Genomic DNA, 14,577 nt, shown 5'->3' with positions numbered 1-14,577 from the left:
GGATCCCGTTCATTTTTGGACCAGATATTCAGGTGAGGCCATAGTCAGAAAAATTGACAGGTAGACGCGATTCTTTTTCGCAGTATCTGCATTGGCAGTGTTATTTGTCGGTATGGTGACAGAATTGACCGCTGTCAAAATTTGACTACGTAAATTACTACTCATCTGGTTGGCCATCAAAGTCAAGCTCAGTTGATCGATCAATTGATCTGGGGTGGCTGCGAGGGCGATCAGGTTGGTGTAATTCCCTTTGACATCGCGTGACGAGCCAGTACCATTCGGAATAACATCGCGCATGAAGTTCAAGTAGCCGACGACTGAAGTTTCCCCGGTGATTTGCATTTCAGGTGATACCAGGCCAGCATTGGCGATGCCGGAATTTGGCGGAACATAACCAGGTCGATAGAAGTTAAATACGGAAGGCGAGCGCATGGGTGTTTCCGCCAGGCCAGTCAAAGGGTCATCAAGACTGGTCATCAGGAAGCGGCCAGAAGTTGAGTTGACGTTGAATGCACGCATCCAGTTTGCCAAGCGCAATACTGGCTCTCTTAGTTTTCCCGTATTGGAGAAAGTCAGAGTCGTATCATTGCGTGCTTCATTGTCCAACAATATCGCCTTAATGACAGCGCGCATATCTCCTCTTACACCAGAGCCGTTATTATTAAAAGCAGCGGCAACTCTGGAGATATATTGCGGACTAGGGTTGCTGGTGACCAGGCGTTGTATCAATTGCTTGCCAATGAATGGCCCCACGTTTTGGTGGTTGAACAAGGTATCCAAAGCGATTTTCAGGCTAGCATCAGGATTGGCTGGTGATTGCGCAGGAATCGTCACCCCCAGGAAGGTCTTGGCGGTGACAGAGTGATATTTTGGATAGCCCTGCATGGGTAGCCATTCACGATTGGCATCTGCGTTGCCACCAAAAAAGCGATTATCACTCTTGTCAGGTCCGGCCCAGCTCCAGCCGGTGAATACCTTGGCCAAGCCAGTGATATCAGCGCTGGTATAGGTTTCTACAGGCTTCCCGGCGTTCATGATATAAGTGCCATCCTGATTCAATTGATATAAACCTATAGTGAACAGTTGCATGACTTCACGAGCGTAATTCTCGTCGGGCACCTGGGTTCCTGATTCTTTTTGATTTCGTAAGGAAGTCAAATACGTTCCCATCATGGGATGCAGGCTGACAGCCTCCAGCAAGTTGCGGAAATTGCCAAAGGCATTGGCGCTCAGGGTGTCGTAGTAAGCTGCCACGCCACGCGGGTAGTTGGCGACATTACTGTCCTGAAAGGAGATTACAAATATTTGAGAAAGGGCGAAGGTGACGCGTTGCCTTAATTGATCGTCGCCTTTGATTGCCTGCTGCCAGAAAGACTCAAAAAAATGATTCTGATTGAGGTCTTTCAGTCCGTTAATAAAGCCAGCTGCTTGTGCTTCCATATAACTACGGTGCAACTTCTGAGGCATGACAAGCTGTTTGTCTATCCAGTCTTTGTAGCTGCTATTGGCAAGACTATTGATCTCTACATTATTTGCGCCAAAGCTGGCTTGCGCAAGAAAACGGGAGGCTTGCGCTGGTGTTGGTGCATTTGTATTATTCGATTGAAAACCAACCAGGGCTTGTATTAAACCATTGGCGACACTGGTATCTGTGGGCGTCACTGTTGATGCAAGCGCCATGCCTTTGGTAATTGAATCCTCCGTACGTAGATAGGTCAGCCCCTGTTGAATGGCAAAGTTTTTGGCAACGCTGACTTTGTTTTCAAATAAACTGTTCACCCAGCCATACACAGGGTCGCCAGCATAACCATGTGTAGCAATGAGCATGGAACGTACCACAATACCGCGTGTGACTGATCCATTGGCCAAGCCGTTAGTCCAGTAATCCAGGCCAGCCTTGTCAGGTGGTGTGCGGCTCAGCACATTGCGATAGACGTTGGTAACAAAATCGACATTGTTGGCATTGGGAGCGTAGCCTGTTAGTGCAGCATCTTGTATGGCGGCGATGTAAAAAGATTCGCCTATTTTTTCTATTGATACGCCGCTCTTGAATTGATTGATCCAGTAAGCAAGTCCATTGGAGTCGGGTATGCGGTTGAAATAGGCAATGTACAGTTCTATGATTGCATTCAAATCGCTGGCAGCGATGCTGGAGGCCAAGCTTTCGATTTGCAGGTTGACCGACACATCTTTAAAAACCAACTGCTGAGTAGTAGTAGCCAGGCTAACTGTGCCATCTGTTCCAACATTATCTTTGACTGTATATCCAGAGCCATTGTTGGTAATGGTATAGCTTGAACGATTGCCGTTAAAGTTCGCCACCGTACTGCTGATGTTTGGCGCTGGTGCAAATAGTCTTTGTAATGCTGAAACTGGCGCTGGGGCAGCAGCGCTCGCAGGAGTAGTTGTTTTTTCGTCGCCACCACAGGAACTTAGTGCGATAACTGAAAGCACAAGCAAGCTGTGCTTGAGTGTGATGAGTCTGAAACTTGGCATGGTGACCCCTAATTGTCTGTTTCCAGATTATTTCATCCTGGAAAGCTAATTTTAATCCATGCCTATGGTGGAAATCTCCATAAAGTGTAACAAACAGTTAGGCTTTACATGAATTGATATTAAGAGTAAGCAGATGTAATTTGCTGGCGCAAATTTATTGTCGGAAAATTATCCTACTTGCCAGAAAAATCAGACCTTTTGCGAATGGATGTCAATTACTTAATCCATTTCGGCCAGGGTTTGGTGAACGAAAGCAGAGAGTATCAGTTTTGATTGTGCTGAAACATCAATGAATTCAAAACCGTGTCTGTACTCAAGGCCATTTTCCGTGGGTGCTTGCGACCGCAATATCACATTCAAACATAGATACTCGTCATTCCCCGCCGCGCTGACCTTGAACTTGATGATACCCAGATCCCCTTTTTTGCCAACCGCCTTCTTGATGACTCCTGACGCGCCACCCATGCTGAGGTCGCCTATTGTTGCAGCGGCTGTTTGTTCAGGATCGCCAATGGTGAGGGATGCAATAATTTTGACGGCCGCGCGGGATCCCTGACGAATCGTCGTGCAGCGTACTTGTTTCGGGTAAGAAATATGAAGGTAAGGGTGGGGCGAATATACGGATTTGATTGCTGAGGCCGTAAATGCATAAGCCTTTTTGCCTGGAAACGCGCGTACGATAAAAGTTTGACCGTCACGAATGATAACGGCCTTGCCATCGACGGTAGGCGCAGTCACCATGATGGACATGTTCTTGACAAAGCCGATCAACTTTACCGTATAGCGAACAGCAGTATGATCATGGACCTGCAGGTAGAGGATTTCACCCACATTCCAGCGCACGCTGTCTAACTCCATCAGCACATCTTTGTGAGCATCTTGTTGCGAAGAGCTGCTACCTGGGGATCCTGGTTGAGATGAAACAGGTTTGGAAATAGGCGCCATCTTGGATGGGATGGTGTCCCACATGGCGTCTGGATTGCAATAGCCATGTTCCAGCAATCCGTCCAGTTGATGCTGGCTTTCTACCTTGACTCCAGATGCCATCAGTAAATGGCCTTGTTCATCATAGATGGCCCAAGGTACGGTCTGACCTACGCTGATTTCAGCGTGTTTGATTGGCATTAGTCCTGATGCACCACCCATGTCCTGTATCCGTAATGTGAAATACCAAATTGATTGTATCTCGAAAATCAGAGCAAATTAAGTGTAATGTTGCTCGTTTGTATAATAAAAAGCACTTACCGCCTTTCTCTGGCGATAAGTGCTTTTTAAAAGACTTAGCTTTGCGGATTTAACTGCTTTGGGGGGAGCTTATTTGCCTGATTCTGCAGTGGATTTGACGCAGTCCACGAAATAACCGCGCTTACCATCGATCTCTGCCTTGACCAGACCATGGCAATCCGTTTCAAAGCCTGGGAATTTTTCATTGAAGTCGCGCACAAAACGCAAGTAATCAACAATTGTCTGATTGAAGCGCTCACCAGGAATCAATAACGGAATGCCTGGTGGGTAAGGGGTCAACAAAATCGCAGTGACCCGCCCTTCAAGTTCATCAATGGATACTCTCTCAGTTTCGCGGTGTGCCATCATCGCAAAAGCATCAGACGGTTTCATCGCAGGCTGCATGTCGGACAAATACATCTCTGTTGTCAAACGTGCCACATCATGACCCTTGTAAGCTTCATGTATGCCCTGGCACAGATCTTTTAGTCCGACGCCTTCATAGCGAGGGTTGGCAGCTGCAAACTCCGGCAAGATGCGCCACATAGGCTGGTTCTTATCGTAGTCGTCTTTGAACTGTTGCAAGGCGGTTAGCAGAGTATTCCAGCGGCCCTTGGTGATGCCGATGGTGAACATGATGAAGAAAGAATACAGGCCACATTTTTCAACGATAACGCCATGCTCAGCCAGGTATTTGGTGACGATGGAAGCAGGGATGCCAGTCGAACCAAATTTACCTTCCAGCGACAGGCCCGGCGTCACGATGGTAGCCTTGATCGGGTCAAGCATATTGAAGCCTGGTGCCAGTTTGCCAAAACCATGCCAGTTATCTTCGGCACGTATCATCCAGTCTTCGCGTGAACCTATGCCATCTGCAGCAAACTCCTCTGGTCCCCAGACCTGGAACCACCAGTCTTTGCCCCATTCCTGATCTACCTTGCGCATGGCGCGGCGGAAGTCCAGAGCTTCTAGTATGGATTCTTCTACCAGTGCGGTGCCGCCTGGTGCCTCCATCATTGCAGCCGCAATATCGCAAGATGCGATGATCGAATACTGGGGAGAAGTCGAAGTATGCATCAGGTAGGCTTCATTGAAGCTGTCGCGATCGAGTTTGCGGGTCTCGGATTCACGTACCAGAATTTGCGATGCCTGTGAGATACCAGCCAGCAGTTTGTGCGTAGACTGGGTAGAGAAAATCATCGACTTCTTGGCACGCGGCCTGTCCTTGCCGATTGCATGCATGTCTTTATAAAAGTCATGGAAAGTCGCATGCGGCAACCAGGCTTCGTCAAAGTGCAGGGTATCAATTTCGCCGTCCAGCAAGTCTTTCAATACTTCGACGTTGTACAGCACGCCGTCGTAAGTTGATTGCGTGATGGTCAGGATGCGTGGTTTCTTGTTCTTGGCTTCGCGTGCAAAAGGATTGGCTTCAATCTTCTTTTGTATGCTTTCCATGCTGAATTCTTCCAGCGGGATAGGACCGATGATACCAAGGTGATTACGGGTAGGCATCAGGAAAACCGGTATCGCACCACACATGATAATGGAATGCAGGATGGATTTATGGCAGTTACGGTCCACGACAACGATATCGCCAGGGGCCACTGTCGAGTGCCAGACCATCTTGTTGGATGTTGACGTGCCATTGGTCACGAAATAGCAATGGTCAGCATTGAAAATGCGTGCAGCATTGCGCTCGGATGCGGCAACCGGACCAGTATGGTCCAGCAATTGGCCCAGTTCTTCCACCGCGTTACACACGTCAGCGCGCAGCATGTTTTCACCAAAAAATTGATGGAACATCTGGCCGATAGGCGACTTCAGGAAAGCCACGCCGCCTGAGTGACCAGGGCAATGCCAAGAGTAGGATCCATCATTGGCATAATGTACCAAGGCACGGAAAAACGGTGGTGCCAGGCCATCGAGGTAAGAGCGTGCTTCGCGTATGATATGGCGAGCCACGAATTCTGGTGTGTCTTCAAACATATGGATGAAGCCGTGAAGTTCGCGCAGGATGTCATTCGGAATATGGCGGGAAGTGCGGGTTTCACCGTACAGATAAATAGGGATGTCCGCATTTTTGTAGCGAATTTCTTCGACGAAGGCACGCAGAGACTTTAGTGCGTAATCTGTCTCTTCATCAGTGCCATCGCCAAATTCTTCATCGTCAATAGAAAGGATGAAGGCAGATGCGCGGGATTGTTGTTGGGCAAACTGGGATAAGTCACCATAGCTGGTTACACCCAATACTTCCATGCCTTCGGTTTCTATGGCGTCGGCAAGTGCGCGTATGCCAAGGCCAGAAGTGTTTTCAGAACGGAAGTCTTCGTCGATGATGACGATGGGGAAGCGGAATTTCATGGAGGTCTCCAAAAAAGCTTGTTACAAGGGAGACGCCTGGGCAAGTTAAATCAACCGCTTGCGCGCCGAAAATTCAAAGAAGCGAATTCTCTCAGATATGTGGGGGCTGATGTGAAAAAATCGCAGGTTTCTGACTTGAAATGCAAAATTTCATCTGATTGTCATCAAATCTGGAATCGCACCGTATCTTGCTTAGTTAAATGGTCATCGACACGAATTTTATTCAAGCAAAACGAGTCGGCTTTCAAGAGTCAAGGAATGAAGAAAAAAGCGCTCAACAGAGCGCTTTTGGGTCAAAGTGATTTTTGCACGCGACGTTGTCAGAAGCGATAACTTGCAGCTGAAAAGACGGTGACGGGATTTTTCTGGAATACAAAAGGGCTTTTGCCTGAATCGCCGCTGAGACGGCTTACAGAGGCACCAGTGGTAAGTGACCAGTTGTTGTCTATATTCCAATGCCAGGTCGCACCTAGCTTGATGTCCGAGATGCCAGAGGAGGGGGTATATTGCGCATAACCACTCGCAGCCGATTGTGCTGCAGTAACGCCGTAGTAAGACTGCATGTAGGCAGAATTAACCCAGTTTGCACCAATGCTGGCAGACAATCTATGTTGTGGACTCAATAAGGTACTGGCTCGCGCACCAAAACTGACTTGTACGCCGTTATGGTCTAGTCCAGATCCATAACGTATCGATGACGCCAGGGAGAAATTCTGGTCAAGATTGTAATTCAGGAATGCACCTGTCTCAACTGCAGTATTGACATCACCCAGGCCGCGAAGTTTTCCTGAGCGTGACTCATCCCGGGCTCCTTCTAAAGTCAGACGCAAGCCATATTGCAGGCTGGCATCTTTTGAAAAATTATAGCCCAGACCATTTACTGCACTAAAAAATGCGCCATTTTTCCATTGTGCATCAAACATGGGATAGGCAGCCAGGCGGCGCTCATCTGAGCCTGTGTATTTAGGTATGCTCAGTGCAACTGCACCCAAAGAAAAATTCACATCCTTTGGCAGGTAGCTAGTGGGGACCAGTTGCACAAATTGTGACGTCTGGGCTCCCGCCGAACAGGTCATGGCCAATAATGTGATGCCGAGTATTTTTTTCATTATGTTCTCATCTGTTTATATATGTAAGGCAGCAAGTCCCGCCAGGACAGCACCAACGCCAGCTACGCCGTACGAGGCATATTGCAACCACTTTTTCTTGGTCAACAAAGTGATTGCAGCCAGAGATATCGCAATTTGCACTGCTGTCATGGCCTGCGCCCAGCGATGATGCTGATGTAAGGCTGCTTTGGACTTGTCCTCCCAATCCAGGCTAACTTTTTCCAGGGCTTCAGCTTCTTTTTTAATTTGTTCTTTCTCTGACTTATAGCGTTCAGCGTCAGCTTTATACTTTTTGGTGTCAACGCCGGGTATTTCAATTGCCAATTCAGCCAGGTTTTGCTTGCTAGACTTCGATTGGTAATGGTTCCATAAGTTCGATGCCTCAGTCTTTTTAATGGCGGAATTGTTTTTGAACATGGCCGCATCATTTTGTGTGGCACCACCCTGATAACCAAATAAAGCGCCTACCGTTGCCATAATGGCAGTCATTACCGCAATTCTACTGGCAAAATCATCATTGCTGTGTGCAGCATGTTCCAATTCATGATCATGTGGTCCGTGTACGTGAAACCCGTGTCCTGACATAGTAATCCTAAATCTTTTTGTATGTAACAAATGCAAAATGCAAATTATTTTCTTCAGAGTAATGTTTTTCTCTTTTAGTCTCATTCCATATTAGTGGATTGATCACAGGGAAAAAAGCATCACATGAAAATTCATGTTGTATCTCAGTCACTACCAGTTCATTCGCAAGGGGCATGCTTTGCTGGTAAATCTCGGCACCGCCAATAATGTAGGCGAAATCATCATTCAGCAAGTTCCTGGCTGCGTCCAGTGATGTAACCGTCTCAACCCCGGCGTGTAGCCATTCACGATTGCGCGTAACGACAATATTGCGTCTGTTCGGCAGGGGGCGACCTATGGATTCAAAAGTCTTCCTGCCCATGATGATGGCATGACCACTGGTAGTACGTTTGAAATGTGCCAGATCCTCCGGCAAATGCCAGGGCAATTTATTGTCCACGCCTATACCCAGCTTGGAATCGGTTGCAACAATAATACTTAAAGATGACATGCTCATGAATCCAGGTGTTAAACAGCAACGGGCGCTTTGATTGCTGGGTGAAATTGGTAATTGGCAAACTCAAAATCATCAAATTGATAATCAAAGATGGATTCAGGTTTGCGTTTGATGACCAATTGACCTAATGGCAAAGTGCTACGTGATAATTGTTCGTTAACTTGGTCCAGGTGATTGGAATACAAGTGGCAGTCGCCACCCGTCCAGATAAAATCACCAACTTCCAAACCTGTTTGCTGCGCCACCATGTGCGTCAGCAAGGCATAAGAGGCTATATTGAAAGGCACACCAAGAAAGATATCGGCACTGCGCTGATACAACTGGCAAGATAATTTGCCATCAGCGACGTAAAACTGAAACATCATATGGCAGGGCGGCAATTTCATCTGTGGAATGTCGGCGACATTCCAGGCAGAGACAATAAGCCGGCGCGAATCGGGATTATTGCCTATTTGTTCTATGACCTGCTTGATCTGATCTATGTGTTCACCAGACGGCGTGGGCCAGTTGCGCCATTGAGAACCATAGACTGGCCCAAGGTCACCGTTGACATCTGCCCATTCGTTCCAAATAGATACGCCATTGTCGGTCAGATATTTGATATTGGTTGAGCCTGCCAAAAACCAGATAAGTTCGTGAACGATGGACTTGAGGTGTAGCTTCTTGGTTGTCACCAACGGGAAACCCTTGCTGAGGTCAAAGCGCATCTGATAACCAAAGACAGACACCGTGCCGGTGCCGGTTCTGTCGGTTTTTTTTGTGCCGTTTTCTTTTACATGGCGCATGAAGTCAAGGTATTGGTGCATGGGGCTTAATAAATTACTATGTTGAATTATCATCTTTGCTAAAGCACTAGTATACCTTAGGGCAACAGAAAACACTTGGGGATTGCAATGGCTTCGGCCAAGGGGATGCGCAGACGTGACTTTTAGTGCAGGGTGCTGCTGATCAGCGCTTGCTTAGTAGTGGATTGCTTGATTCTGGTTCGCCCGGTGCGACCAATGGCAATTTGATTTCGAATCGGGTGCCTTGACCAACTACACTGGAGGCATGAATGGTGCCGCCAAGAACATTTGAGATGATATTGAAGGTAATACTTAAGCCCAGTCCACTGCCACCCTGGCCAAACTTGGTGGTAAAGAAGGGTTCGAAAATTCTGTTAATGATTTCTGCAGAAATGCCCTTGCCATTGTCTTCAAAGACAATGATGACATGGTCACCATGTTGTTCTGCTGTGCAGTGCATGTGACCTTCCTCGCGCCCCTCCAGGCCGTGCGCAACTGCATTGTTGACCAGATTCGTAAATACCTGACCCAGCAAGCCGGGATAGCTGTCGAGTTGTATTTCGCCTGGAATATCAAGTTCCAGCGTGAAAGGGGTTTTGCGCAAGCTGGAGTGCAACAGCGCAGTCAACTCTTGCAGCATGACCAGCAAGGCAAATTGCCTGCGCTGGGCGCTGGACTGATCAACTGCAACTTGCTTGAAGTCGCCAACCAGATGAGCAGATTGTTGCAAGCCACGCAACAGCAGCTTGGTCGAATCTACTGCCGTAGTCGCATAACGGGTGAGGTCAGAACGCTTCATTTTGCCTTCTTCAACCATCTTGACCAGATTGCGGGTTTCTTCCTCCAGGGTACTTGCAACCAGCAGGCAATTGCCAAGTGGGGTGTTGAGTTCATGTGCGACGCCTGCGACCATGGAGCCAAGTGCTGCCATGCGTTCTACTCGCGCCAATTCTGCCTGGGCAGAATTCACATTAGTCAAAGCGGCCTCCAGATTTTGATTCACTGTTTCCAGCTCTTGAGTGCGTTGTCTTACTTTGGATTCCAGCGTTCCTGAATATTCAAGTAATTGCTGATTTTTGATCTCCAGTTCACCGAATGACCTTTGCAATGCCTGACGCGTCGCTTCCAGGCTGGTTGCTAAATGGCCTAATTCGTCTTCACGGTTCAATGCGATGGGATCATTCAACTCACCGTTTGCCAAGCGGTCAGATTCACCCATCAAGATCCTGACTGGTTGCACCAGGCGCCATTGTAAGACCACGAGAATGAACAATATAGCCAGAACCAGGGACAGTACAGCAGTAGTGACATAACGCCGAAAATCAGAGGCCAGGCTTTCTTGTAGCAAGTCTTCAGCCAATGTCAGCCGTACCTGCCCTATCACCTGACCACCATGCTTGATCTCTCTCGCCATGCTGGTGAAAGGTCCTTTCTGGGTCTTTTTTCTGGTGTCGTTCCTGATGAAATCCTTGCGGTCGGGCAGGGTGATCACTTCTATGGTCGCTACCCTGGGGTCGGAGTACACTACTTCACTGGAGATATTGGCGATTTCCGGTGTTATTTGCCACAAAGGTTCGCTTAATATGACAGAAAGAATTTCGACCAGACGATTATGATCTTCCGCATTCCTGAGTTGCGCTGCAGTTTCTATCGTGTGCAGGTGATAGGGAATAAGTATGGCAGCCGGGACGGTTAATCCGAATACAACAGCCAGAATAATCGCCAGTCTTAGCGTGATTCGGCGGCGTAGTGCGGATAGAAGATGTCGAAACTGCATTGCTAGGTCCTTGTGCAACACTTCCCAGGAGGTATAGTCAGGGGGAACAGGATGCAATTTCCCGCAAGACATTCATATACAGATTTAACATGCACCTGCTTGCTTGATGATCGCACAAACAATTCTAAAATACTAAAAGGTTTTTTGCGTTTCAGCAAGTTATGATTATTGCGTGTTCATTCTGTGTATCCAAATGACCAAAAAATTCGCAAATTGCCGCTTTATTGTGATCATGGACGCTGACGGGATTATTTGCTTTCGGCTATCCAGGCCATTTGTATGGCTTCAAGTATCTTCTCACCACCGCGTGCATGATCGTCGTCAAACGCTTCAAGATCGACGATCCAGTTATGCAAGTCAGTAAAGCGTACTGTAAGTGGGTCAATATCAGGGAGCTTATCGCAAAGTGCTTCGGCGATTCTGTGGGTGTCTGTCCATTTCATGTTGAGCTCGACTTTTGCAAATGCTAACGGCGAGTACGTGAAAATCAATATTAATGATTTTCGCGTGCGTGGTTGATTGTGTACTTGGGGATTTCGATAGTGATATCCTGCTTGCCAAGCTTGACTTGGCAAGACAGGCGTGAAGTTGCTTCCAGTCCCCAGGCTGCATCCAGCAAATCTTCTTCGTCATCAGTAGATTCATTCAATGACTTGAAGCCTTCACGCACGACCACATGGCAAGTGGTGCAGGCGCAGGACATTTCACATGCATGCTCGATTTCCACGTCGTTCTCAACCAAAGCTTCGCACAGTGATTTTCCTTCCGGTGCGTCGATGACAGTTCCTTCTGGGCAAAGTTGAGGGTGTGGCAAAACAATAATTTGTGGCATGTTGTTCTCGTAATCTAACTATTTCAATATATATATATGGGTATGGCTAGGAGTGATGTCTGACAATACTGTTCAGACAATCTCATCCAGTTTTTTTCCGGCCAATGCACTGCGCACACTTTGGTCCATGCGGCGAGCGGCAAATTCTTCAGTGCCATCGGCGAGTGCGCTGATGGCTGCATGCAATAATTGATGATCTTTTCCATCCTTCAGTTTGGTGACCTGATTCATCAATGCTTTGATCTGTTCTTGCTCTGCATCATTGAGCAATTGGGCGTCGCCATTCAACGCAGATTGGGTTGCTAGTAAAATGCGTTCCGCTTCCACCCCTTCTTCGCGCAATGCACGCTCTTGCATGTCGGCATCTGCCGAGGTGAAAGAATCTTGCAGCATTCGCGTGATCTCATCATCTGCCAGGCCATAAGATGGTTTGACGGTGATCGCTGCTTCTACACCAGAGCGCAGTTCGCGTGCAGAAACGGACAATAAGCCATCGGCATCTACCTGGTAGGTGATGCGTATGCGTGCAGCACCGGCCGCCATAGGAGGAATGCCGCGCAATTCAAAGCGTGCAAGTGAGCGGCATTCGCTTACCAGTTCACGTTCGCCTTGCACTACATGGATGGCCATGGCGGTTTGTCCGTCTTTGAATGTCGTAAATTCCTGAGCGCGGGCGCAAGGGATGGTGGAATTGCGAGGGATGACTTTTTCTGCCAGGCCGCCCATGGTTTCCACACCCAATGACAATGGAATTACGTCCAGCAACAGCCAGTCATCGCCAGGGGCGCGATTGCCTGCCAGCAGATTGGCCTGTATCGCAGCACCGAGTGCTACCACCTTGTCAGGATCAATATTGGCCAAGGGTGTAGTCTGGAAGAATTCGCCGACAGCCTTGCGTACATGCGGCATGCGCGTCGCACCACCCACTAGCACGACGCCATCAATATCATCCACCGTCAGGTTGGCATCACGCAGCGCTTTGCGGCAGGGAGTCGTGGTCTTTACTACCAGGTTTTGCGTCATGGTGGCAAATGCTGTGGCACTGATTTGCAAATGCACAGATTCACCAGAATTTAGCTTTGCATCGATAAAAGTGCTGGGCTTGCTTGACAAGATTTCTTTAGCTTCGCGTGCCTTGATCATCAGTGCACTGGTATCTTCATCGGACAATGGTGCTAGTTTGGATTCTTGCAAGATCCAGCAAAACAGTCGGTGATCAAAATCATCGCCACCCAGGGCAGAATCGCCGCCAGTTGATAGTACTTCGAATACACCCTTGCTCATCCTTAAGATGGAGATATCAAATGTGCCACCGCCCAGATCGTAGACGGCATAGATGCCTTCAGATGCATTGTCGAGACCGTAAGCGATTGCTGCTGCAGTAGGTTCATTTAGCAAACGCAAGATATTCAGGCCAGCCAACTTGGCGGCGTCCTTTGTAGCTTGTCTTTGCGCATCATCGAAATAGGCGGGGACAGTAATCACCGCGCCGACCAAATCATCACCAAGAGCATCTTCTGCCTGCTGGCGTAGGGTGGCCAGAATTTGGGCAGAGACTTCTACCGGACTTTTGATGCCCGCTACAGTTTTGATCTGCACCATGCCAGGTTCATCATGAAAATCATAAGGCAGATTTTCAGCATAGGCGATGTCTTTCAGGCCGCGACCCATGAAGCGCTTGACGGAGGCTATCGTATTCCTGGGATCATTGCTTTGCTCGGCCTGGGCCTTGAAGCCTATATGCGCATGGCCATTCGGCAGATAGCGGACTACAGAAGGTAGCAGAGGACGACCTTCTTCATCATTTAACACTTCGGGGATACTATTACGTACGGTTGCAACCAGTGAGTTGGTGGTGCCCAGATCTATGCCTACTGCCAACCTGTGCTGGTGTGGAGCGGTGGACATGCCAGGTTCAGAAATCTGCAGTAATGCCATGGTGAGGTGGGATGGCTAAGCATCTAAAAAGGGCAAATCGGCATAGCCAGATTTGCCGGGTTATTCGAAATTACTCATCGAGAGCAGCGATATCGGCAATAAATTTTTCCAGAAACATGCAGGTACGGATTTGCAGTGCAGCTTCTTCAAAGTTACCCAGGTCTATCGAGTTGCCAACCGCATGTAATTGCGTTCGTAAGGCACTGTTCAGTTCGCGTTCGAGACGTAGCAAGGCAGCTTCATTATTGTCCTGCCGCGCGTCGTCAAAGGATTCGCGCCATTCCATTTGCTGCATCAAAAATGCGCCAGGCATGGAGGTGTTGGATTCTGTCTGCAAATCCACGCCCTGCAATTCGCATAGGTAGCGTGCGCGTTTCAACGGCTTTTTCAGTGTTTGATAAGCCTCATTTGCCCTGGTTGCCCATTGCATGGCGACGCGTTTTTCAGCTTCACTGGCTTGCACAAACTTGTCCGGATGGACCTGGTTTTGCACCTCGCGGTAAGCTGCATCCAATTGTCCCTGATCAAGTGCAAACTGTTGCGGCAACTGGAATAGCTCAAAATGATTCTGCATCTGCGCCAGCCTTAAATCCTGAAGCTTTCGCCGCAACCACATTCGTCCTTGACGTTTGGGTTGTAGAATTTAAAGCCTTCATTCAAACCTTCGCGGGCAAAGTCCAGTTCGGTACCGTCGATGTAGGGCAGGCTTTTAGGGTCAACAAATACCTTGACGCCATGCGATTCAAAAATCTGGTCGTCATTGCCGACCTCATCCACATACTCAAGCTTGTAAGCCATGCCCGAGCAGCCAGTTGTACGTACCCCAAAGCGCAGGCCTATGCCTTTGCCGCGACGCTCCATATAACGGGTCACATGTTTTGCCGCTTTTTCTGTGAGTGTGATAGCCATATTTATTCCAGTTTTTTTGCTACTAAACTTTTGCTGCCAGTTTTATTGAAACGAATCTTGAAACT

The 14,577-nt window shown here is 48.3% G+C and carries 13 protein-coding genes; all 13 read right to left on the bottom strand.

Translation table 11 applies throughout. The features are described 5' to 3' along the window. Positions 1-9: 9 nt before the first annotated feature. Positions 10-2,496 carry a DUF1800 family protein gene (locus tag H8L47_RS01780; protein ID WP_186951520.1) on the bottom strand — a complete coding sequence of 829 codons (2,487 nt, stop codon included), beginning with the start codon at positions 2,494-2,496 and terminating at the stop codon, positions 10-12. 219 nt (positions 2,497-2,715) lie between these two features. Further along, positions 2,716-3,642, bottom strand: coding sequence for a flagellar brake protein (locus H8L47_RS01775; RefSeq protein WP_186951519.1), 927 nt, complete (start codon positions 3,640-3,642; stop codon positions 2,716-2,718). 168 nt (positions 3,643-3,810) lie between these two features. Beyond that, on the bottom strand, positions 3,811-6,081 hold the full coding sequence (locus H8L47_RS01770) for an arginine/lysine/ornithine decarboxylase (protein ID WP_186951518.1): 2,271 nt from the start codon (positions 6,079-6,081) through the stop codon (positions 3,811-3,813). 320 nt (positions 6,082-6,401) lie between these two features. Continuing rightward, the gene (locus H8L47_RS01765; RefSeq protein WP_186951517.1) at positions 6,402-7,190 is read right to left on the bottom strand and encodes a MipA/OmpV family protein; all 789 of its coding nucleotides are present in this window, start codon (positions 7,188-7,190) and stop codon (positions 6,402-6,404) included. Positions 7,191-7,205: 15 nt separating this feature from the next. Continuing rightward, a complete protein-coding gene (locus H8L47_RS01760) occupies positions 7,206-7,775 on the bottom strand; it encodes a DUF4337 domain-containing protein (protein WP_186951999.1) in 570 nt (189 codons plus the stop codon). A gap of 7 nt (positions 7,776-7,782) precedes the next feature. Next, a complete protein-coding gene (locus H8L47_RS01755; protein ID WP_186951516.1) occupies positions 7,783-8,265 on the bottom strand; it encodes a dihydrofolate reductase in 483 nt (160 codons plus the stop codon). A gap of 17 nt (positions 8,266-8,282) precedes the next feature. Continuing rightward, a complete protein-coding gene (locus tag H8L47_RS01750; RefSeq protein WP_186951515.1) occupies positions 8,283-9,077 on the bottom strand; it encodes a thymidylate synthase in 795 nt (264 codons plus the stop codon). 142 nt (positions 9,078-9,219) lie between these two features. Further along, on the bottom strand, positions 9,220-10,833 hold the full coding sequence (locus H8L47_RS01745) for a sensor histidine kinase (protein WP_186951514.1): 1,614 nt from the start codon (positions 10,831-10,833) through the stop codon (positions 9,220-9,222). A gap of 248 nt (positions 10,834-11,081) precedes the next feature. After that, on the bottom strand, positions 11,082-11,276 hold the full coding sequence (gene iscX / locus H8L47_RS01740) for a Fe-S cluster assembly protein IscX (protein ID WP_186951513.1): 195 nt from the start codon (positions 11,274-11,276) through the stop codon (positions 11,082-11,084). 50 nt (positions 11,277-11,326) lie between these two features. Then, the gene (gene fdx / locus H8L47_RS01735) at positions 11,327-11,665 is read right to left on the bottom strand and encodes an ISC system 2Fe-2S type ferredoxin (protein WP_186951512.1); all 339 of its coding nucleotides are present in this window, start codon (positions 11,663-11,665) and stop codon (positions 11,327-11,329) included. Between the two features lie 72 nt (positions 11,666-11,737). Continuing rightward, positions 11,738-13,603: a Fe-S protein assembly chaperone HscA gene (gene hscA / locus H8L47_RS01730; RefSeq protein ID WP_186951511.1), complete on the bottom strand. Its 1,866-nt coding sequence runs from the start codon at positions 13,601-13,603 to the stop codon at positions 11,738-11,740. A 70-nt stretch (positions 13,604-13,673) separates the two neighbouring features. After that, positions 13,674-14,177: a Fe-S protein assembly co-chaperone HscB gene (hscB, locus tag H8L47_RS01725; RefSeq protein ID WP_186951510.1), complete on the bottom strand. Its 504-nt coding sequence runs from the start codon at positions 14,175-14,177 to the stop codon at positions 13,674-13,676. A gap of 11 nt (positions 14,178-14,188) precedes the next feature. Beyond that, a complete protein-coding gene (iscA, locus tag H8L47_RS01720) occupies positions 14,189-14,512 on the bottom strand; it encodes an iron-sulfur cluster assembly protein IscA (protein WP_110253627.1) in 324 nt (107 codons plus the stop codon). Positions 14,513-14,577: the final 65 nt, after the last annotated feature.

The sequence above is a fragment of the Undibacterium umbellatum genome (assembly GCF_014284125.1).
Classification (GTDB): Bacteria; Pseudomonadota; Gammaproteobacteria; order Burkholderiales; family Burkholderiaceae_D; genus Undibacterium; species Undibacterium umbellatum.
This window is presented reverse-complemented; position numbering and strand designations above follow the sequence as displayed.